Consider the following 19543-nt stretch of genomic DNA (forward strand, 5'->3'; position numbering starts at 1 on the left):
CGCACGTGTCTGCAGGGAACGTATTGAAATCCAGAATAATGATCGGTGGGAATCTTCCATGACGGACCAACACGATTGCCAAAAACACCTTGCTGAAATCAAAGCCCTCCGCGAGGAATTGATGCAAGCGCAAAAGATGAGTTCCGTCGGCGCACTCGCCTCTTCGGTGACGCATGAATTCAACAACATTCTCACCACCGTCATCAATTACGCCAAAATGGGCCTGCGGCATAAGAACGAAGAGACACGCGAGAAGGCATTCAACAAGATTCTGGCCGCCGGGCAGCGCGCCAGCAAAATCACGACCGGCATGCTCTCCTACGCCCGCAACGGCAGTGATCGCCGAGAAGTGATGGATCTTGTGGAACTCGTCCAAGATGTCTTGGTGTTGGTGGAAAAAGACCTGCAGAATCATCGGGTACGCATGCAGACGCATGTCGAAGGCCAACCGGTTGCCGAAGTGAACGCCAGCCAAATCCAACAGGTCTTGTTGAACATGATCATCAATGCCCGCCAAGCGATGGATGGCGGGGGACGGTTGGATATCGGGATCCGAGCGAATCCGGAGTCGAATTGTGCCGAAATTTCGATCCGCGACTCGGGACAGGGAATTCCTGCCGACCAACTGCGAAAGATATTCGACCAGTTCTATACCACCAAGACCGTCGATGAGCAGGGACAAGGTGGCACGGGGCTGGGACTAGCGATGGCCCGCGACGTCATCGAGGCGCACAACGGTCGGTTGCGAGTCGATTCGGCCGTCGGCAAAGGGACGACCTTTACGCTGAAATTCCCCTTGGCTCAGGCGAGCGACGTCAAAAAGCCAACCAACATCTTCCGTGGTCCCGCTGCGACATCAAAATCGTAACGCAGCCCAAAATGGCCGGGTTTTCTTAGCCACAGATGGAACACAGATGAAACACGGATTTTCGGGTATGACTCCCGAGAATCCCAAACCGACCGCTTGCGGTCGCATTGTGCGAGTGGATCGACAGAAATTCCCCCACGAATTTCACGCACGACGCACAAGCTTTGACTGTTTGCCATGTAGCAGCCCACCCGAAAAAGGGTACCACCGGCGGCTTGTCCGCCAGTGTGGAACAGGTGATCGGCAAAACACTGCTGGACAAGCCAGCAGTGGCACCCGACTCTTGATTATTTTGCGATATTTCAATGGGCTGTTCGTGGTGTCACTGCTCTCAATTACCATGAAACCCGGTGCGATTGCCGTACGACGCTATTCATGAATTGCGCCCAGGGGCCCCTGCCATGATCCGGCTCTGGCGACGCTTCCCGGTGATTTCTCTTGACGGCAGCCTGTGCGGGCGTGTAGCTTTGTACTACAAAGCAAGCATGTTCGCCACTTGAGGGTTGTCCCCGCTATGGAACTCCAGGAAGCACTGGTTCAGATATCCGAGATCCGCCAACAGATGGCGCGGGCGGAGGTGTTTCGTGGTTTTCGCGCGCTTCCCGTTGCCTGCTCCGGCGGACTGGCGATTGCCGCAGCCGTTGCGCAGGCCAGTTGGATCGAGAATCCGCTGGCACAATCGACGCACTATCTCAGTTTGTGGATCGGCGTGGCGGCGATCAGCCTGGGAGCGCAAGCGATCGAGATGTGGATGCGTTCCCGCACCTCGCAATCGGCTTATTCCAAAAGCATTATGCTGTTGGCGGCGGAGCAATTCTTTCCCAGTGTGATCGCCGGTGCGCTGCTGACATTTGTCTTGGTCAATTTCGCCGAAGAAACGATTTGGATGCTGCCCGGTTTGTGGCAAATGCTGATTGGGCTGGGAATGTTCGCCACCTATCGCTTGTTGCCCAAAGCTGTGTTTTGGGTAGCTGCATTTTATGTGATTAGCGGCATTGTCTGTTTGGCCGTGGCGCGGGGCGACTTGGCGCTCTCGCCGTGGGCGATGGGTATGCCATTCGGATTGGGCCAATTGGCGACCGCTGCTGTCTTGTATTGGACGTTGGAACGAAACGATGACGAAGCCCTCAAAAACTGAATCCGCCGCCGAGAACGGACGTTTCGCCTACAACGGTTTGGAACGCGTGATCCACGAACGCGCCCGGTTGAGCATTATGACCTCGCTCGTCGCGCATCCGCACGGCTTGCTGTTCTCGGACTTGAAGGATTTCTGCGCACTGACCGACGGCAACCTCAGCCGACACATCGACGTCCTTAAAGAAGCTGGGTTGATCGAAGTCTGGAAAGGGCTGAAGAACAACCGCCCGCAAACGCTCTGCCGGTTGTCAGACGTGGGACGTCAACGGTTCACGGAATATATCAACGTGCTAGAAAACGTGGTCTCCGACGCCGTCAATTCCGAAGCCGCCGAGCGTGCGGCGGATAAAACCATCACCGAAGGTTGGTCGCCGGTGTGAGTGCTGGCTGTCGACCGCCAAATGACCAACGTCGAGTTGTCGGGGTGCCAACGAAGCCGCAGGAATGTTCTCCGGCCATTTGAGCAAAGGTTTGGGGCTAGAAACCAACCTCAAGGGCAATTCGGCTGCCGCGCTAAAATAACGGCCTCATGCGATTCTTGTCCTATCTGACGACTCATTGGCTCATGAATTTGCATTCCTGACGAAGTAACCACGATTTACGCCAACATATTTGTAAGCGCCCCAATGACCGATCACGAATACCCGACGGTTGCCGACGATGATGTCGTTTATAACCTTCAAAAGCAGTCTCGCGATCCAAACGGAGTGCTTGAAGGGCTTCGTTATTTTCAGACGGTTCAAAAGCTCCCGGACTGCACATCCGAACAATTGATCGAAGAATGGACACAATTTCACGAAGCCATCTCCGGATTGTTACCACCCCGATACCTAGCTGGAGAAAGGTATCCTAATCTTACACCTTTAGGGCACTGGGAAACGGTTTTCGAGGTCGATTATTACTCAAATTTCGATCTTCCGAGGGGGCGAACGGTTTGGTTGATTCTGTTTCATGAATTGATTCGAGAAGAATTCATCACGCTTTTGCAGAATGATATTCTAGCGAAATATCCTTTATGGAGAGTGTACGTAAAGACAACCGATATCGACTTGGATTTGCTTACAGGAGCTGCGAAGGCTTGTGACATACTTGTCTACCCCAATGCGGTACGTTACGGAAACCTCGCTTCTGGAATGGACAAGGCGTCCGACTTTTCGAATTGGAAGACGGAAGCGGCTCGCCTGTATTGGGAGATTGCTGGCTCAGAAATCAGACAATTCGAGTGGGTTAAGTCGCGGGTACCGAAACTCTTGCCAATGATGCAAGAAAATGAGATTGAGGTGGTCGGTGCGGTTGACTGCGGAAGTGAATGGTCATTGTGGTATTTAGAAGAGGAGTCACAAGACTACCATTATTTTGTCATGGATCACGGCAGCCTCGCACGTGGAGAAGTCTCCAAAGTCATGCCCGGTGACAACTTTTCGATCAATCGTCACGGGGAGGTAGGGGGACGTGATGTATATGGTTCTAACAATACGAAAACCATATTGAAAAATTGTAGCTTTCCGAAATCAATTCTTGATGACCTGGAGGTGCATCGCAAATCGCGCCAAGGGGAATCAGGGGATTCTTACAAAAAGTGGCGGTTGATCGTTGATTCCGATTTGATTGCGAAGGAATCTGATTTTGCTTGATATCGAATGGGCTGATGTGATTGGTTTGTGAATCGCAAGTCACGCAGAACGATTCTCTCGTGCCTCCCCAATTAAACGGCCTGCACCATCGCGACTTGTTGTTCTTTTAACCTGCGTGCTGGCATCAATGGTGAAAATTTGAGCCGCTTACTTTGGCGGTGTGCTCTGGCTGCGATTGGAAATGTTCTACCGCCCGCCGCAGATCGATCAATAGCATGTTGGCCATATCGCGGGTGAAGCCTTCTTTGCAAACTGCGCGCAGCACGGCCAAGTCATCGCGGTTTTTGGGGAACGTGTAGGCAGGGAGCAGCCAGCCTCGTTCGCGCATTTTGTCGGAAATGTCGAACACGGAAAAATTGTTTCTCGGTTTGACGGCGAAGGCGAACACGGGAATATCGCTGCCGTCGGAAATCAATTCAAACGGGCCGATCTTGGCGATTTCTCCGGAGAGAAACATAGCGACTTCCCGCGAGGCTTCGTGGATCTGCCGGTAGCCTTCTTGGCCTAACCGCAGAAAGTTGTAGTACTGTGCGACGACCTGATTACCTGGCCGCGAGAAATTGAGCGCGAAGTTTGGGAGATCGCCTCCCAGGTAATTGCAGTGGAACACCAGATCGTCGGGCAACTCCGCTTGGTCCCGCCAAATGATCCAACCCACGCCGGGATAGACCAGTCCGAATTTATGTCCCGAGGTGTTGATCGATTTCACCAACGGAAGACGGAAATCCCACTCCAGGTCCGGCTGCAAAAAGGGCGCGACCATGCCGCCGCTGGCACCGTCGACATGAATGGGGACCTCCCAACCAGTGTCGGCATTCAGTTTTTCCAGGGCGTCGTTGACCTCTTTCACGTTTTCATAACGACCGTCGAACGTGCTGCCCATGATGACGACGACACCGATGGTGTTTTCGTCGACCAGCTTGAGGGCTTCCTCAGCGTTGAGGCAGTAGCGGTCCCCTTCCATCGGCACGAAGCGCGGTTCGATCTCCCAGTACCGACAGAATTTTTCCCAGCAGACCTGCACGTTGATGCCCATCACCATGTTGGGTTTATCGTGCGGCTTGCCTTGGGCTTTGCGGCGGTCGCGCCATTTCCATTTCAGCGCCATCCCGCCCAACATTGCGGCTTCGCTGGAACCGATCGTGGAACAACCGGTGGCGGTCGCCTGTTTGGGGGCATTCCATAAGCGGGAAAGAATATTTACGCACCGCAGTTCAATCTCAGCGGTTTGCGGATATTCGTCTTTGTCGATCATGTTCTTATCGAACGTCTCGGCCATCAGCTTGGCGGCTTGCGGCTCCATCCAAGTGGTGACGAACGTTGCCAGATTCAGCCGCGAATTGCCATCGAGCATTAATTCGTCGTGGATCAGGTTGTAGACGGTCTCAGGGGGCAACTCTCCGGCGGGCATTTCGTATTTGGGCACAGGTTCATTGACCGCTCGCCCCCCGTATGCCGGGGTGAGCATCGTATCGGCCGGAGATAATTCGCTGAGATCGACTTTTTTATGCATAATGCTTTTGCCTTGAAAACTATTTCAGTGGGACTCGTTATCGTGCAAGTGTTGGTGGCTGTCAGCTCGACGGTCATTGTGCGCCGTCGATGCAGGCTTGGCAACTTACTTTCTTTGTTGGCCGGGCCATCGGCACAATGACCGGCAATCGAATTTCACGCAAGGTGAGATGTATGAAATCGAATAACGATGCAAGGTGGACCTCTTCTCCGGTCCGATTATGTTCACTGACCGACGGCGTCTACGCGATTGTATTGACGTTGCTCGTGTTGGACCTCAAGCCGCCGCAGGATGCCAACCTCTCGAATGACGCACTGGTGGAAGACGTCTTGCAGCAATTCCCCACATTCTTGGCCTATATTGCCAGTTTCACCGTGGTGGCTCAAATCTGGCAGCGGCACCACCGGCTGTTTACGCATCAGCGCGAGTGCGACTTAACAATCGTCAGCCTGAATTTCTTGCACATATTTTTGGTGACTTTGATTCCGTATACAGCTTCACTGGTCGGACATTACGACAATGATCGCTTTGCCGTGATCTTGTTCAATGTCGACTTAGCCACAGGCGGAGGCTCGCTGATGCTCATTGCCCATCGTATGGCCAGCCGGCCCGATTTGCGCGACCCGGGGAAACCGCCCCCCTTGCTGACGTATCCTTGGGCAGCACGACACGTTTATGGAATATCCGGTGCGCTGTCGGTGCTGATTTCTTTTATCAGTTTGCACTTCTCGCTGCTGGTGTGGATTTTCGGAGCGGTGATTATGGTCAAAGCCAAACGGCAATGACCCAATAAATTTGTTGTCACGGGAATTGCAGCGGGTATGATGAACCGCTGCTGCCGTTCACCTATCTGCTTATCCTGGAGCGACTCAAGATGAAGACCTGCCCGTTTTGTGCTGAAGAGATTCAAGAGGCGGCGGTCAAATGCCGGTATTGCAACTCGGACCTGACCGGTGCGCCGGCGGTCCAGGGAGACGCTGCCTATGCCTCCAGTGATCCTCCGCCGAAATCGTCTACTTCGACAGCATGGATTTTAGTCGCTGTATTGGGCGGTGGCGCATTACTAGTCGTTCCCTGCATGATCGCGATGTTGTTGCCGGCGGTTCAGCAAGCGCGTGAAGCGGCGCGGCGGACGCAGTGCCGGAATAACCTGAAACAGATCGGTCTGGCTCTGCACAACTATCACGATGTTTGGGGGTCGTTTCCGCCCGCTTATATCGCTGACGAAACCGGCCGCCCGATGCACAGTTGGCGGGTGTTGATCCTGCCGTACCTGGACCAACAGGCGCTGTACGATCAATACGATTTCGACGAACCGTGGGACGGCCCCAACAACAGCCGCTTGTTAGCGAACCGCCCACCCGTTTACGCCTGTCCCAGCAGTGACTTGGACGCGACCTCGACATATTACGCGGCGATCGCGGGGGAACCATGCGTCTTTGCCGGCGCGGAGCCGATCGCTATCAGGGACATCACTGACGGCGCGAGTAACACGATCCTGGTTGGGGAGGTCTCCGGCATGGGGATCCCCTGGATGGAGCCGCGGGACGTGGAGTTTGACACGTATACGAATATCGGCGACCCGGCGGGATTCAGCAGCGACCACAGCGGCGGCGCTTTCTTTTTGTTTGCCGATGGCAGCGTACAGTTTCTGTCCGAAGAGACAGACCCGGACGTGGCGCGGTCGCTGTTCACGCATGCGGGGGGAGAAATGATACCGGTGTGGTAGGAATGGATGACATGGACAGGCAATCGATCGATAAGCGGGGTTTCACAACAATCGAATTGGTCGTGGTGGTTGTGATCATCATCGTGCTGATTCTGCTGTTACTCCCAGTGCTACAGTCTTCACGTGGTGGCGACTCGTTATTTCGTGGCCAACGTCGAAACAGTCTCAAGCAGATCGGTCTGGCATTACATAACTATCACGACGACTATGGAGCGTTTCCCCCTGCTTATGTCGCGGATGAAAACGGACGCCGGCTGCACAGTTGGCGGGTGCTCATTCTCCCTTATCTTGGGGAACAGCAGGCGCAAGAATTGTATGAGCAATACGATTTCTCCGAACCCTGGAACGGCCCGAACAACGTCAAGTTGCTGACGCAGCGTCCTAATATTTACCGCGGTCCCGGCCAACAGGGAGATACTACCATGACGGCGTATGCCGCCATCGTCGGGGAACCGTGCGTATTGCAAGGGACGGAACCGGTGGCGATCAAGGACATCCGGGACGGCACGTCAAACACGCTCGTTGCAGGCGAGGCCGTTGGGGCAGGGATTCCGTGGACCAAGCCGCAGGACGTGGACTTCGATCAATTCACGCATTGGGGCGACGCGAATGGTTTCAGCGGCGGCTTTCCCGTCGGAGGAGCATATATGCTGTCCGCCGATGGATCTGTGCACTTTCTTAGCGACGAGGCGCCTGACAAGGAACTGGCCCGGTCGATGTTTACACGTGCGGGTGGAGATTGACATGGTTTATTACGAAGGCGAAGGCATAGCCATTCCCCGCAACGAGACGTCCGACTCACGGCCCTTTGTAAAGCGTGTAATCGTATACGGCATTCTTGCTGGTGTGCTTTTTGTTTTCTTTCTGCTCATGATGCCCTCGGTCGGTCCGCATCCCAAAGCGGCTCGCAGGACGGCCTGCCGCAACAATCTCAAGCAGATCGGCCTGGCGCTGCACAACTACCACGATGTCTACGGCACCTTTCCGCCCGCATATGTTTCGGACGACCAAGGCCAACCGATGCACAGTTGGCGGGTGTTGATTTTGCCGTATTTCTACGATTCAAAATACCGAGCCCTCCACGATCAATATCACTTCGACGAGCCGTGGGACGGGCCGCACAATATCGGCCTGTTGGAGAAAACGCCTGAGCTATATCGTTGCCCCAGCCATAAGGACGCGGAAGCGGGGATGACCGACTACGCAGCTGTGGTGGGCGATGCGTGCGTGATGCGGGGAACCGTGCCAGTCACAATCCGTGAAATCACCGACGGATCCAGCAACACAGTTGTTCTTGGGGAATCGACCGGGTCGCGCATTCGCTGGACCGAGCCGCGCGATGTGAGCTTGGGTACCTTCAAGCACATTGGCGATGTCGATGGTTTTAGTAGCGAACACGATGGTGCTTATGGGGGCGCATTTATGCTGCACGCTGATGGAAGCGTGCATTTTGTGAGCGAGGAGATGCCTGCGGAGAGCTTGAAAACGCTGTTTACACGCGCCGGTGGGGAAGAGGTGCCACCGTACTAGGAGTTCCGAATGGACCATGCCAGTGACTCTGCCAAGCCGAAGCGCCGACGGTGGGTCTACTGGAGCCTCGGCGTTGCCGTGATTTTTGGCTTTTTGGCGTGGCGTGTGGTTTTGTGGGGCATGCATGGCACCGAGGCAACTTGGAACCGCGGCATGCTCAAACAAATCGGACTGGCGCTACACACTTATCATGATGACTATGGTCGCTTTCCGCCGGCTTATGTCACCGACAAGGACGGCAATCCGATGCATAGCTGGCGGGTGTTGATCCTGCCTTATATGGATCAAGGCGCATTGTACAAAGCCTACGATTTCTCGGAACCGTGGGACGGGCCTCACAATATCCGCTTGCTGGACAAACGGCCCGTAACCTATGGCGGGAGATTTTATGATGGAGATAAAACAAAAACGCATTTTGCCGCGATGGTCGGCGATCCATGCATTTTCCGCGGCGCGGTGCCGGTGAGCCTCAGCGAAGTGACCGACGGCTCATCTAACACATTAATCATCGGCGAGGCTGTAGGAGCGGGGATTCCCTGGACTGAGCCGCGCGATATTGAATTTGAGAAATTCACCCGCTTTGGCGACCCAAACGGCTTGAACGGCTTCGACAACATTGCCGTTACGGTTTTATGTGCCGATGGCTCGGTATTTCGGATCATTGCTGACCAAATTGATGGCGATGCACGTGCTTGGTTCACGCGCGCCGGAGGTGAAGAGATTCCGCGAACTGACTGACTCGAAGCGGAGCTTCGGGAAATTGCGTTCCCAAACGGAGTTTGGGAACGAGGTAACAGAGTTTGGGAACGCGGGGACAATCAGTTGTTATTCCAGGTTGGCTAACGGGCGCAGGCCGAGTGAGCGGCGGTAGCTGTCGCGGAGGGTTTCCATGCCGATTTTTTCGGCGATCTCTTTCCAACGTGTGGAGACCGTCTTGAGCGTTTCTTCGGCGGACTCGGGATGGGACAAGCATGAGGTTAAGCCTGCGGTCAGGGCGGCGCGAAATTGTTCGCGGCCGATGACCGGCAGTGCTGCCACGAAGGCTTTGTTGTCGAGGCTGCCAGCCACCTCGCCCAAATAACTGCCCCCTTCGGCGGCGCTCATATCTTCGGGAAGCCACAGTTCAGGATAAGACATCTGCGAGGTGCGGCAGACCGTGCGCGTGTCCGGAGGAAAGGTGGTTGCCATTTGTTCCAGTGACGTGAGGAACTTGAACAGATTCCAAGCCGCAGCGGTTTCCAACTCAGAACTGCGAGCGGAGACCGCGGCGGTCATGCCGCCAAATCCGGAGAGCGTGACATAGTTGATGCCGTCGTCCGCTCCGGGCGCCCAAACGTCTTTTGAGCGATGAAACACTTCAGTCGATCCGGGCAAGCGTACGAAACCGATGGCGATGTCAGCGGCGCGGGGTTGCGGGGTGATGGTTTCTGATTCACGAGGATTCGCCGGCACCAAGACCGGTAACGGGTTTTCAAAGCCGGTTTCAAACGTGATTGCCATCGCCGCTCGTCCGGCGAAAAATTCGCGGCGACAATCGTAAGTGTCATAAGTCAGTACCTCAGGCGGCATCGCTTGGACGGCTTTGAGGCTGTCTTCAAGTGCGCGCTGAAAACCTGGGCCATCGATTTGGGGCTCGCCGCTGCGGATGTCGAAAAAGGTTGTGTATTCGTCGGGATGTTTCACATACGAGACGGCTCGGGCGAGGTACATCGTAGCGCGAAACTCTTCGCTCCAGGGCTCAATGACCGGCAATCCCCCTGCCCAATCATCAACCGTCTCGGCGAGTTTTTGGTACTCCTCCCAGGTTCGAGGAGGAGACAGGTTGGCGGCTGCTAAGAGGTCTTCGCGGTAATAGCAGGTCAACACAGGGCAAGAAATCGGCACCGTCGCCGGGCCGCCGTACCGAGCGCCGACGGTATCGCGCAGCCCTTTAAACAAATCGTTCCAGTCCAAGTGATTCGGCTTGCGGAGTTGCTCGGTGATCACCGGAAACCATCCCGCATCCCCAAGATCTGAAATTCCGGTCACGGGAAACAGTATCAGGTCGGCGGAATCGGCGTTTCCACCATAGGCCTCAATTAAGGACTGATTCCCATCCAGCTCTCGCGGCTTGAGAACGACTTCGGCTCCGGTCCGCTTTTGCCATTCGGCCAAGGCCAATTCCCAATTCTGTTCCAGGCCCAGCCCAGCGGGAAACGAGACGGTGACTTGGGTGCCGGCAAATGGATTGGTCTCAACGACTGGTTTGTCGTCTTCACAACCAACACAGCCGAACACGATGAACAGACACAACGTGGACCAAGAAGCAAGCGGGAATCGCATGCGTTCGCTTTCTCCAATGGGGATCGATACGACAGGAACTTAAAGAGAGAAGAATACAGTGCAGAGTGTAATTGCCCGACACACCCGTTCCTAGTACGACAGTAGGACTTAAAATATTGGGTCATCCCGATTTAGAGTGCCACTGGCGAACAAGCTGACAGTGGCACCCTACTGCGTAACCTGTTAAATGACAAGTGGTTACCCACACTCCGGTGATTTAACTTAGCGCTGTCGGACTACCGGGGTCCGCAAATCAGCCGCTGGTTCGCATGCCGGCAGCAATCCCTTTGATTGTGAGCCGCATGAGATGCCGCAAATTTTCTTCATTCTCGGAATGCTCTGGAGATTGGGGGTTCTGCAAACGCCGCAACAAATCGACTTGGATCAAATTCAATGGGTCGATGAATTGGTTGCGGAGCTTGATCGACTCTTGCAGCCACTGAATTCCGTCGAGCAATTTTTCGTTGCCCGAGATGGCAAGCACTGCGTCGCGTGACCGAGCGTACTCTTCGGCGATCCTATCTCCCACCTCAGACGATCCTGAGGCATCGTCGGTCAGATCCGCGTACTGCTTGGATATTTCCAAATCCGTCTTGCTCAGCGCCAGTTCGGCGTTATCGATGGTGGCGCGGAAAAACGGCCATTTTTGGTACATCGAGCGCAGTTGCTCCAAGGCGGCGGGATCGGTCAATGACTCTTGAATCGCTGCGCCAAGCCCATACCAAGCGGGAACCAAACAGCGAGATTGTGTCCAGGAGAAGACCCACGGGATGGCGCGTAGATCACTGAGACTGCTTCCTCCCCGACGGCGGGACGGTCGCGACCCGATGAGCAACCTTTCGATTTCAGAAATCGGGGTGCACCGCCGAAAGAAATCGACAAAGTTGGGATGCCTGACGAGTTCGAGATAAGCCTTAAACGATGCCTCGGAAAGTTGACGCATCGATTCAAACCACTCCTCAGGAATATCGGCTGGGGGCATTCCCGCCGCCAACAGCGACGACCAGACGACCTGTTCCATATGGCGGTGAGCGATATTGGGATCATCGTAACGATCGGCCAAGACCTCTCCCTGTTCGGTCAGCCGCATGGCGCCGTGGAAGGTTTGTGGTGGCAGCGAGAGGATACTGCGTGCCGCCGGTCCCCCGCCGCGTCCTAATGATCCGCCGCGGCCGTGGAAGAATGTCAGTTGCACCCCTTCGCGCAAGGCGATTTGGTATAGCTGTTGCTGCGCGCGATACAGCGACCAGCAGGCGGCCAAATAACCGCCGTCTTTGGTGCTGTCGGAGTAGCCCAACATAATAATCTGACGATCCTGTTGGCTCCGCACATGTTCCCGATAGCAGGGAATTTCCAGCATGGTTGCAAAGATGGATGAAGCTTGCCGCAGGTCGTCAATGGTTTCGAACAGCGGAATGATCGGCAGCGGCGGGATGCGGTCGGGTTTGACAAAGGGGAATTCCGAATCCGCATGCTCCCACAACCACAGCACGTTGAGGATGTCACTCGGCACGTGGCACATGCTGATCACGTATCCCCCCAAAGTCTGTGGGCCGAAAGCGACTTTGACCCGTTTGAGCAATTGAAACAACGACAACGTTTCCCGCGTTTCGTCGGAGAGGCCTTCGGTGGAAAACGAGAGGGGTTGGGTTAATGTTTTGGCCAGCAGTTCTTGTCGCTCGGTTTCGGAGAGCGTCTCGGCGTTTTCACAAACACCCGTATATTGCAGCAGCTCATTCACCACGTCGCCGTTGCGCCGCGAATCTTGACGCACATCGAGCCGCGCCAAATGGAATCCGAACACGTTGATTTTATCGATCCACTCAGAGATTTCTTCGGCGATCAATTCGTTGCCGGGTGTCGAGAGCAGTGCCCGGTAGATGACCGAAACGTCCTCGGCCAACTCTTGCGGAGTGGCATAAGCGCCGTCGACAAAGAAATCATCGAGCCCTACGTTTTGCGTTTGTTCCAAACGCCGCAGAATCACAGCCAGGTTCCGCCGCAAGATTTCATCCGGCGGAATTTCGCGCAAGATGCCTTGCAAGTGCGGCCAGCGTTCCAGTGCTGCTGTCAGCGCGTCGTCGATTTCGGTCCCGAGCGAGACTTGACGTTTGGAAACGCTCAGTGATTCAAAGAGATTCCGGCAGGTGGCGATATGCGCGTCCATGGCAGACTGCCGCAGCCAAAGCAGGGTCTGTTCCGTTACCCGATGCGTGACGAATGGATGCCCGTCTCGGTCTCCGCCGATCCAGGAACCAAAGGTGATGTAGGGGTGTTCGCGAAAGGTCTCACCGGGATAGACGTCGGCTAATCCAGCGCGGATTTCTTTGAGAATCTGCGGCACGACCTCCCACAACACGGGTTGAATAGAAAGGCCGCGTTGGACTTCCTGCAAGACCGTTGGCCGCCAGGGGCGGACGAAATCGGTTTGCCACAATTTGGTGACTTCAGCACGAATGCCGCGACGATTGCGGGCGAGTTCGCCGGGGAGCAGGTCGCTGGTATTGACGTCCAACAAGACACGGATCCGTCGTAGTTTTCGGCGAATGGAACGCCGTTTGGCATCTGTGGGATGTGCGGTGAACACGAGTTCGATTTCCAACTGATCCAACAATTGCTGCATCCGATCGGTCGAACTCCCTTCATCCTTCAACTGCAGCAAAGCATTCTCAATGGATTCGCTGCGCGGTGCGGATTGTGCATTTCGCGCACGGTCGCGCAGCACACGGACCCGTTGACGGTCTTCGGCAATATTGACTAAGTCCAGAAAAATGCTAAACGCGCGAATCACCACACGTAGTTGCGGTTCCGTCAATGACGAAATCAGAGTTTTGAGCTCTTCATTGGCGTGTTGCTTATGGTTTCGGCGATCTTGTGAAATGCGAACGATGGTCGCGACTTGCTGTAACAACTCGGGGCCGGCGATTTCCTCAATGGTGAGTTCGAGCATCTCGCCCAATTCGGCGATTTCCCGATGCAATGAACTATTGTCAACGTTTTCAAACAGCATATTCTTCCTTCATGGTCTCGACTGGGGAGCAGTCGTGGCCGATCAAAACAAATTTTGAGTGGATGTTCAGTGAAGTGTGACCATTGATACAGAGCACGGCAAGCATATCGCGACAAGTATCCCCCGTCCGGTCTTCCCAGCAAGCGAAGCAGCGGCCGGAAATGGCGGTCATTGCTAATAAAGCTGTTCCTGGCAGCCGTGCAGTTGTGACTCGGTCAGCGACGGTGTGTGAAACATGGTAGTGGTTGTGGTCGAGGGTTTCGCCGGACCGGCATTTTGTTTTCCTGCGCCGCGTGTATACAATTTCACTCAACATTTCACCTGTGAGCAGACCGAGGATCGCCATTATGAGCAGCCGCCCGTCAACCGACGCATTGAATGCACTGACGCCGGAGGAAGCACGCGTCATTCTTCACAAAGGGACCGAACGTCCTTTTAGCGGTGAACATGCCGATCGAAAAACGGCTGGCACGTATCTCTGCCGACACTGCAACGCGCCGCTCTACCGATCAACGGACAAATTCGAAAGCGGCTGCGGTTGGCCCAGCTTCGACGATGAAATCGCCGGCGCCGTCACCCGTCACGTGGATGCCGATGGTATGCGCACGGAGATCGTTTGTCAGAATTGCGAGGGTCATTTGGGACACGTCTTTCTGGGCGAACGGATGACCCCGAAGAATACGCGGCACTGTGTGAATTCGGTGTCGCTGACGTTCATTCCCGAAGGGGAGCCACTGCCAGCGGTGATATTGCTGAACGGCGAATAGCCGACGATCAACTTTCCTATCGGCTGAGAGTCCGAGGCATGCGGACCAGACGCGTGACCCCCGCTGGGGAGGCGACGGCATGCAGAGCTGGTCGATTTCGCCATGCATGCCCCTGCATCGCTTGAAGAAATTTCTTGACAAGGCGAACGTGCAATTCCAGGATAGAGTGGAGGCGATTTGCCTGAAGTCCTCGCATGTTCCGCCATGTTGATTGGCATGCCAGATATTAAATGCGGACTGTTCTCAGGAGTTGTCGCCATTGTGGTATGAAATTCCCTGTTTGGTACCGCACTTGCTCGCTTCAAACTGGCAAAGCACCCTTTCATGATCCTCATTTCTCGATTGGTGGCAGTATGGCGGCGAAAGAAAAACACGAGAAACAAAAGAAGACGTCCAAGAAACAGCGAGCGGAAGAGGCTTTGACGAACGGGACCGGCGACGTTAAAGCAGAGAAGCACGCCATTGATTCCAAGATCTATGAAAAGGAATTGGCCCGCCTACAAATTGAATTGGTGAAGCTGCAAGAGTGGGTCAAGCATGAAAAACTGAAAGTGGTGGTGATTTTTGAAGGTCGCGACGCCGCCGGCAAAGGGGGCGTGATCAAACGGATCACTGAAAGCCTGAACCCCCGGATCTGCCGCGTTGTGGCATTGGGAACGCCGACCGAGCGGGAAAAAACGAGTTGGTATTTCCAGCGCTACGTTGCCCATTTGCCCGCTGCGGGAGAAATCGTGTTGTTCGACCGCAGTTGGTACAACCGTGCGGGCGTAGAACGGGTGATGGGATTTTGCAGTGATGCGCAGTATCAGGAGTTTCTCCGCTCCTGCCCAGAGTTTGAACGGATGTTGGTCCGCTCAGGAATCATGGTCATTAAGTATTGGTTTTCGGTGAGCGATGCGGAACAAGAACGCAGATTTCAGAAGCGGATGAATGATCCGACCCGCAGTTGGAAGCTCAGTCCGATGGATGTAGAATCGCGCTCGCGCTGGATCGAGTACTCCAAAGCCAAGGATGTGATGTTCGCGCACACCGACATCAAACAAGCTCCGTGGTTTGTGGTCAAAGCCGACGTTAAAAAGTGCGCTCGGTTGAATTGCATCAGCCATTTTCTCAGCATGGTTCCTTATAAGGATTTGACCCCCACGCCTCCCGAATTGCCGCCGCGGCCCGAAGGAACCGGCTATATGCGTCCGCCGATTGAGGATCAGACATTCATCGACGAAATCTGGTGAGCCTTTCATTACGTTGCGACTCGGAGTAATGTTTTGATCGGCTTCTCGGCTGGTTGGCGATGTTGTGTTCCGGTATTCCTGAAAACAGCCGCCGATGCGCGCTGAACGAATCACGTCACCTTGAAATTGAGTAGAACATGCACAAGTACGTCATCATGGGTGTTCAAGGCTGCGGCAAGGGGACGCAAGCCAAAATGCTCGCTGAAACCCTGGACTTGGTGCATATCAGCGTGGGCGATATTTTCCGCTGGCTCATCAAGAATCACACAAAACTGGGAGCACAGGTCAAGCGTATTGTCGCCTCCGGAAACCTCGTCGGCGACGATGTCGTGGAGCCAATTGTGCGACGCCGGCTGAACGAGCATGATTGGAATTACGGTTTTATCCTCGACGGCTTTCCCCGGAGCGTCTCTCAGGCAGGTTTTTTCTTGGAAAGTTACGACATCGACGCCGTGATTCATATTCAGGTGCCCGATGCGGTCGTGAGCGAGCGGGTCTTATCGCGGCGGCTGTGCAGCCAATGTGGGTTGGACTACAACCTGATCTCGCACCGCCCGGAAGTGGAGAACGTCTGTGACGTCTGTGGAGGCCAACTGGTTTCCCGCCCCGACGATACGCCCGAAGCATTGGCCGAACGCTTGAAGGATTACCACGAAAAAACAAAGCCAGTCCTGGAACTATTCCGCCGCAAGGAGTTAGTGCTAGACATTGACGGCACGCGTCCTCCCCAGGAAGTTCAACAGGATATCCGTTCGCAGCTCGGTGTTTCTGTATAGCGCGGCAATGCAAGTTTTTGCTTTGAACTCATTCGAGCATTTGATTTCTCCTCCTGCGGAATCAAGGCGGCGGTCCACACCACCCGATGCAGCGACTTCTCGGTGTCGATAAAATCCGTTCATCTCCCAACAACAATTCAAATTCGTAGTTGCCGCAAAAGGAATTTGTTTGTACTTTGCAGCAATGAAGGATAGACCCGTTGCACAGGATGGATTTCAATTGCAACGCTCGAACGGCACAAATCAGCCGAACGAGGGACGCCGCTCTTGCGCGAATGGAGTGTTGATGACGGCCAAGCGCCCTTCACGAATCGTCGCCCGCAGCATACGGTGCGTCTTGCTAACGGCTCTGGTTTTGCTCGGAACCGACAATGTCGTACTGGCCGAAAGCACGTCGATTTTCGATACGGCTTCGTACAACTCCGAAAAGATCAGCGAGATCTTCATGCTGGTGTTGGCGATCACCGGGTTGATTTTTGTGCTGGTGATTGCCGCCATCGCGGTTTTTGTCGTGCGGTTCCGTGCACGGCGCAGTGAAACCGAAGATGAGCCGGAACCCCCGCAAATATACGGCAGTTGGCCGATCGAGATCGCCTGGACGATTGCGCCGCTGTTAATCATTTTTGTTTTGTTCCTCGTGGTCGTCCGATCCGTCAATGAACAACGGCCTACGCAGGCTCCGGGCGATGCCGTGCAGGTGCGGGTGATTGGGAACCAATGGTGGTGGTCCTTCGAATATCCCGAATTGGGTTTCACCACCGCGAATGAATTGCATGTCCCGCTGGACGAATCTGCAGATCCCAGTTCGGTCTTTATGCAATTGGAATCGGCGGATGTGGCGCACAGTTTTTGGGTCCCGCGACTGGCCGGCAAGACCGATCTGATTCCTAACAGAATCAACACGATGTGGTTTACACCGAACGCGACTGGCATCTATTACGGACAATGCGCGGAGTATTGCGGGACACAACACTCGAAAATGTTGCTGCGGGTGATTGTAGAAACCCCCAGTGAATTCGCAGCTTGGGTGGAAAACGAAAAGAAGCCAGCGGTGAACGACCCTGCGGTCGCCGACGGGCGGGCGCTGTTTTTGGAACATTCCTGCGCCAGTTGTCATACGATTCGCGGCACCAACGCGCGGGGCACTTTTGGGCCGGACCTGACGCATTTGATGAGCCGTCAAACGATCGGTGCCGGGGCCGCTGAGAACAATCACGACAATCTGATCACTTGGATCACGAATCCACATGTTTTCAAAACGGGATGTTATATGCCCGAGATGAAACTGACTGCTGAAAACGTCAAAACCATCGTCTCTTATCTGGAATCCCTTCGTTAGCGGGCAATTGTTGTCATGGAAGCAGACGCCTACACCGCCCTCCCGAACCGTCGCCCCGCTACAGCGGTGGCGCACGATTGGGTGACGACGGTGGACCACAAACAAATCGGCATCCTGTATATTGTGGCGAGTTGTTTTTTCCTGACGCTGGGCGGCGTGGAAGCGTTGTTGATGCGGCTGCAATTGTGGATGCCCGATCTAGAGATCGTCAGCCCGCAAACATTTAACCAATTGTTCACAATGCACGGCACGACGATGATTTTTTTCGTCGTGATGCCGGTCGAAGCGGGCATGGCTAACTATTTGGTGCCGCTGATGATCGGCGCGCGGGATATGGCTTTTCCCCGGTTGAACGCGTTCGGCTTTTGGATGTTTCTGTTCGGCGGGTTTTTGTTGTACTTCAGCTATTTCGGCGCGATGGGCTTATACGGCGCCGGATCGGCTCCCGACATCGGTTGGTACGCCTACGCTCCACTGACCTCGCCGGCATTTTCGCGCGGGAATAGCACCGATTATTGGCTGCTGGGGACAATGATTTCGGGCGTGGGAAGCGTTTCATTCGCCGTGAATATGATCGCTACGATCATCACCATGCGGGCACCCGGCATGCGGTTGTCGACGATGCCGTTGTTCGCTTGGATGATTTTGGTTACGTCCGGTTTGATTGTGTTCGCGTTTCCGCCCTTTACGGCGGCAGAAATCATGATGTTGTTCGACCGGCACCTCGGCGCGCATTTCTTTGATACGCAAGCCGGGGGCGACGGTCTGCTGTGGCAGCATCTGTTTTGGTTCTTCGGACACCCGGAAGTCTATATTTTGGCGCTGCCGGCCTTTGGCATTGTTTCAGAAGTCATTCCTGTGTTTTCGCGTAAGGTGATCTTCGGCTATGCCTCGATGGTGGCAGCCACGGTGAGCATTGGCTTTATCGCCATGGGGGTGTGGGCGCATCACATGTTCACGGTGGGGATGAGCAGTACGGTCGATCTGTTCTTCAGCGCTGCCACATTCCTGATTGCCGTACCGACCGGAATTAAAATGTTCAACTGGACGGCAACGCTCTACGGCGGCAGGATCCGTCTGACCGTGCCGATGCTGTTTTCGCTGGGCTTTCTCTCGTTGTTTCTTATCGGGGGATTGACCGGCATCATGCTGGCGATTGTGCCGATGGACTGGCAACTCAGCGACAGTTATTTCCTGATCGGCCACTTCCACTTTGTGGCCTTTGGCGGGATCTTTTTCGCGGTGATGTCGGCTTATTACTATTGGTATCCCAAGGCCATTGGGCGAAAGATGAACCGCAAATTGGGGCTGTGGCATTTCTGGCTGCAGTTCATTGGGTTCAATCTGACGTTCATTCCGATGCACTTCTCAGGCATCCTGGGCATGCCCCGTCGCGTGTATACGTATAAGGCGGGTGTGGGGCTGGAATTTTGGAATCAAGTGACCACCGTCGGTGCGATCATCACCGGCATCTCGTTGCTATTTTTCATCGTCAATCTGTGTTACTCCTATTTTTATGGCGAGGAAGCGGGCGACGACCCTTGGAATGCTTGGACGTTGGAATGGGCGACGACTTCGCCGCCTCCGGCTTATAACTTTGAAGAACTTCCGGTTGTCAAAAGCCGACGGCCGTTGTGGGATTTGAAACATCCCGACGATCCGGATTGGAAACACGAATAACCGGCC

At 54.7% G+C, this 19543-nt stretch carries 18 protein-coding genes; 14 read left to right on the forward strand and 4 right to left on the reverse strand.

The window, feature by feature from the left end; genetic code table 11:
* Positions 1-58: 58 nt before the first annotated feature.
* The 4 genes from Mal52_RS27395 (at position 59) to Mal52_RS27410 (ending at position 3639) form a co-directional block, all read left to right on the forward strand.
* The gene (locus Mal52_RS27395) at positions 59-868 is read left to right on the forward strand and encodes a sensor histidine kinase (RefSeq protein WP_145379994.1); all 810 of its coding nucleotides are present in this window, start codon (positions 59-61) and stop codon (positions 866-868) included.
* Between the two features lie 514 nt (positions 869-1382).
* Positions 1383-2006 carry a hypothetical protein gene (locus tag Mal52_RS27400; protein ID WP_145379996.1) on the forward strand — a complete coding sequence of 208 codons (624 nt, stop codon included), beginning with the start codon at positions 1383-1385 and terminating at the stop codon, positions 2004-2006.
* Positions 1984-2385 (forward strand): transcriptional regulator, encoded by a 402-nt coding sequence (locus Mal52_RS27405; protein WP_145379998.1) that lies wholly within the window; start codon positions 1984-1986, stop codon positions 2383-2385. The genes Mal52_RS27400 and Mal52_RS27405 overlap by 23 nt, the downstream gene beginning before the upstream one ends.
* A 246-nt stretch (positions 2386-2631) precedes the next feature.
* Positions 2632-3639 (forward strand): hypothetical protein, encoded by a 1008-nt coding sequence (locus Mal52_RS27410; protein ID WP_145380000.1) that lies wholly within the window; start codon positions 2632-2634, stop codon positions 3637-3639.
* Between the two features lie 124 nt (positions 3640-3763).
* Here Mal52_RS27410 and gad read toward each other — a convergent pair whose 3' ends face one another.
* On the reverse strand, positions 3764-5155 hold the full coding sequence (gene gad / locus Mal52_RS27415; RefSeq protein ID WP_145380002.1) for a glutamate decarboxylase: 1392 nt from the start codon (positions 5153-5155) through the stop codon (positions 3764-3766).
* 170 nt (positions 5156-5325) lie between these two features.
* Here gad and Mal52_RS27420 point away from each other — a divergent pair, with 170 nt between their 5' ends.
* From Mal52_RS27420 to Mal52_RS27440, 5 genes are all read left to right on the forward strand, one after another.
* Entirely contained in the window at positions 5326-5937 is a 612-nt protein-coding gene (locus Mal52_RS27420; RefSeq protein WP_197534500.1) for a TMEM175 family protein, read from the forward strand.
* Between the two features lie 89 nt (positions 5938-6026).
* On the forward strand, positions 6027-6881 hold the full coding sequence (locus Mal52_RS27425) for a DUF1559 domain-containing protein (protein ID WP_145380006.1): 855 nt from the start codon (positions 6027-6029) through the stop codon (positions 6879-6881).
* Positions 6882-6892: 11 nt separating this feature from the next.
* Entirely contained in the window at positions 6893-7624 is a 732-nt protein-coding gene (locus Mal52_RS27430) for a DUF1559 family PulG-like putative transporter (RefSeq protein ID WP_197534501.1), read from the forward strand.
* Between the two features lies 1 nt (position 7625).
* Positions 7626-8411, forward strand: a complete 786-nt coding sequence (locus tag Mal52_RS27435; protein ID WP_197534502.1) for a DUF1559 domain-containing protein — start codon at positions 7626-7628, stop codon at positions 8409-8411.
* Positions 8412-8420: 9 nt separating this feature from the next.
* Complete coding sequence (locus Mal52_RS27440; RefSeq protein WP_145380012.1) at positions 8421-9149, forward strand: DUF1559 family PulG-like putative transporter; 729 nt, start codon at positions 8421-8423, stop codon at positions 9147-9149.
* An 87-nt stretch (positions 9150-9236) separates the two neighbouring features.
* Here Mal52_RS27440 and Mal52_RS27445 read toward each other — a convergent pair whose 3' ends face one another.
* From Mal52_RS27445 to Mal52_RS27455, 3 genes are all read right to left on the reverse strand, one after another.
* Complete coding sequence (locus Mal52_RS27445; RefSeq protein WP_145380014.1) at positions 9237-10733, reverse strand: ABC transporter substrate-binding protein; 1497 nt, start codon at positions 10731-10733, stop codon at positions 9237-9239.
* A gap of 253 nt (positions 10734-10986) precedes the next feature.
* Positions 10987-13743, reverse strand: coding sequence for a phosphoenolpyruvate carboxylase (gene ppc, locus Mal52_RS27450; protein WP_145380016.1), 2757 nt, complete (start codon positions 13741-13743; stop codon positions 10987-10989).
* Positions 13733-14089 (reverse strand): hypothetical protein, encoded by a 357-nt coding sequence (locus tag Mal52_RS27455; protein WP_145380018.1) that lies wholly within the window; start codon positions 14087-14089, stop codon positions 13733-13735. Before Mal52_RS27455 ends, ppc begins: the two co-directional genes overlap by 11 nt.
* 1 nt (position 14090) lies before the next feature.
* Between Mal52_RS27455 and Mal52_RS27460 the strand changes: the two genes are divergently transcribed.
* The 5 genes from Mal52_RS27460 (at position 14091) to ctaD (ending at position 19537) form a co-directional block, all read left to right on the forward strand.
* Positions 14091-14510: a methionine-R-sulfoxide reductase gene (locus tag Mal52_RS27460; protein ID WP_145380020.1), complete on the forward strand. Its 420-nt coding sequence runs from the start codon at positions 14091-14093 to the stop codon at positions 14508-14510.
* Positions 14511-14863: 353 nt separating this feature from the next.
* Positions 14864-15742, forward strand: a complete 879-nt coding sequence (gene ppk2, locus Mal52_RS27465; protein ID WP_145380022.1) for a polyphosphate kinase 2 — start codon at positions 14864-14866, stop codon at positions 15740-15742.
* Positions 15743-15879: 137 nt separating this feature from the next.
* On the forward strand, positions 15880-16518 hold the full coding sequence (locus tag Mal52_RS27470) for an adenylate kinase family protein (protein ID WP_145380024.1): 639 nt from the start codon (positions 15880-15882) through the stop codon (positions 16516-16518).
* A gap of 286 nt (positions 16519-16804) precedes the next feature.
* A complete protein-coding gene (coxB, locus tag Mal52_RS27475; RefSeq protein WP_197534504.1) occupies positions 16805-17857 on the forward strand; it encodes a cytochrome c oxidase subunit II in 1053 nt (350 codons plus the stop codon).
* 15 nt (positions 17858-17872) lie between these two features.
* On the forward strand, positions 17873-19537 hold the full coding sequence (gene ctaD / locus Mal52_RS27480; protein WP_145380029.1) for a cytochrome c oxidase subunit I: 1665 nt from the start codon (positions 17873-17875) through the stop codon (positions 19535-19537).
* Positions 19538-19543 lie beyond the last annotated feature (6 nt).

The sequence above is a fragment of the Symmachiella dynata genome, from assembly GCF_007747995.1.
In the GTDB taxonomy this organism is placed as follows: domain Bacteria; phylum Planctomycetota; class Planctomycetia; order Planctomycetales; family Planctomycetaceae; genus Symmachiella; species Symmachiella dynata.

Excerpts from the sequence above, each read along its gene's own strand:
- Mal52_RS27460 (WP_145380020.1), top strand. The coding sequence starts at position 14,091 with ATGAGCAGCCGCCCGTCAACCGACGCATTGAATGCACTGACGCCGGAG.
- Mal52_RS27410 (WP_145380000.1), top strand. The coding sequence starts at position 2,632 with ATGACCGATCACGAATACCCGACGGTTGCCGACGATGATGTCGTTTAT.
- Mal52_RS27425 (WP_145380006.1), top strand. The coding sequence starts at position 6,027 with ATGAAGACCTGCCCGTTTTGTGCTGAAGAGATTCAAGAGGCGGCGGTC.
- ppk2 (WP_145380022.1), top strand. The coding sequence starts at position 14,864 with ATGGCGGCGAAAGAAAAACACGAGAAACAAAAGAAGACGTCCAAGAAA.
- Mal52_RS27435 (WP_197534502.1), top strand. The coding sequence starts at position 7,626 with ATGGTTTATTACGAAGGCGAAGGCATAGCCATTCCCCGCAACGAGACG.
- Mal52_RS27470 (WP_145380024.1), top strand. The coding sequence starts at position 15,880 with ATGCACAAGTACGTCATCATGGGTGTTCAAGGCTGCGGCAAGGGGACG.
- Mal52_RS27430 (WP_197534501.1), top strand. The coding sequence starts at position 6,893 with ATGGACAGGCAATCGATCGATAAGCGGGGTTTCACAACAATCGAATTG.
- coxB (WP_197534504.1), top strand. The coding sequence starts at position 16,805 with ATGACGGCCAAGCGCCCTTCACGAATCGTCGCCCGCAGCATACGGTGC.
- Mal52_RS27400 (WP_145379996.1), top strand. The coding sequence starts at position 1,383 with ATGGAACTCCAGGAAGCACTGGTTCAGATATCCGAGATCCGCCAACAG.
- Mal52_RS27395 (WP_145379994.1), top strand. The coding sequence starts at position 59 with ATGACGGACCAACACGATTGCCAAAAACACCTTGCTGAAATCAAAGCC.
- Mal52_RS27455 (WP_145380018.1), bottom strand. The coding sequence starts at position 14,089 with ATGGCGATCCTCGGTCTGCTCACAGGTGAAATGTTGAGTGAAATTGTA.
- ppc (WP_145380016.1), bottom strand. The coding sequence starts at position 13,743 with ATGCTGTTTGAAAACGTTGACAATAGTTCATTGCATCGGGAAATCGCC.
- Mal52_RS27445 (WP_145380014.1), bottom strand. The coding sequence starts at position 10,733 with ATGCGATTCCCGCTTGCTTCTTGGTCCACGTTGTGTCTGTTCATCGTG.
- Mal52_RS27420 (WP_197534500.1), top strand. The coding sequence starts at position 5,326 with ATGAAATCGAATAACGATGCAAGGTGGACCTCTTCTCCGGTCCGATTA.
- Mal52_RS27440 (WP_145380012.1), top strand. The coding sequence starts at position 8,421 with ATGGACCATGCCAGTGACTCTGCCAAGCCGAAGCGCCGACGGTGGGTC.
- Mal52_RS27405 (WP_145379998.1), top strand. The coding sequence starts at position 1,984 with ATGACGAAGCCCTCAAAAACTGAATCCGCCGCCGAGAACGGACGTTTC.
- ctaD (WP_145380029.1), top strand. The coding sequence starts at position 17,873 with ATGGAAGCAGACGCCTACACCGCCCTCCCGAACCGTCGCCCCGCTACA.